Below are 1,214 nucleotides of genomic sequence, written 5' to 3'. Positions count from 1 at the left end.
AGGTAACAGCCCTGTAGTCAAAACTTCGTTCTCTCCTGAGTGGATCCTGAGTACGGCGGAACACGTGAAATTCCGTCGGAATCCGGGAGGACCATCTCCCAAGGCTAAATACTCCCTAGTGACCGATAGTGAACCAGTACCGTGAGGGAAAGGTGAAAAGCACCCCGGAAGGGGAGTGAAAGAGATCCTGAAACCGTGTGCCTACAAGTAGTCAGAGCCCGTTAACGGGTGATGGCGTGCCTTTTGTAGAATGAACCGGCGAGTTACGATCCCGTGCAAGGTTAAGCAGAAGATGCGGAGCCGCAGCGAAAGCGAGTCTGAATAGGGCGCATGAGTACGTGGTCGTAGACCCGAAACCAGGTGATCTACCCATGTCCAGGGTGAAGTTCAGGTAACACTGAATGGAGGCCCGAACCCACGCACGTTGAAAAGTGCGGGGATGAGGTGTGGGTAGGGGTGAAATGCCAATCGAACCTGGAGATAGCTGGTTCTCTCCGAAATAGCTTTAGGGCTAGCCTCAAGGTAAGAGTCTTGGAGGTAGAGCACTGATTGGACTAGGGGCCCCTACCGGGTTACCGAATTCAGTCAAACTCCGAATGCCAATGACTTATCCTTGGGAGTCAGACTGCGAGTGATAAGATCCGTAGTCGAAAGGGAAACAGCCCAGACCGCCAGCTAAGGTCCCAAAGTATACGTTAAGTGGAAAAGGATGTGGAGTTGCTTAGACAACCAGGATGTTGGCTTAGAAGCAGCCACCATTTAAAGAGTGCGTAATAGCTCACTGGTCGAGTGACTCTGCGCCGAAAATGTACCGGGGCTAAACGTATCACCGAAGCTGCGGACTGTTCTTCGAACAGTGGTAGGAGAGCGTTCTAAGGGCTGTGAAGCCAGACCGGAAGGACTGGTGGAGCGCTTAGAAGTGAGAATGCCGGTATGAGTAGCGAAAGAGGGGTGAGAATCCCCTCCACCGAATGCCTAAGGTTTCCTGAGGAAGGCTCGTCCGCTCAGGGTTAGTCGGGACCTAAGCCGAGGCCGAAAGGCGTAGGCGATGGACAACAGGTTGATATTCCTGTACCACCTCCTCACCATTTGAGCAATGGGGGGACGCAGGAGGATAGGGTAAGCGCGGTATTGGATATCCGCGTCCAAGCAGTTAGGCTGGGAAATAGGCAAATCCGTTTCCCATAAGGCTGAGCTGTGATGGCGAGCGAAAT

At 53.0% G+C, this 1,214-nt stretch carries 1 rRNA gene; it reads left to right on the top strand.

What is annotated here, in order from left to right:
- A 23S ribosomal RNA gene (locus RAC86_RS38835) occupies nucleotides 1–1,214 on the top strand; the annotation flags it as partial.

The sequence above is a fragment of the Bacillus sp. LR_5 genome, assembly GCF_042709275.1.
This window is presented reverse-complemented; position numbering and strand designations above follow the sequence as displayed.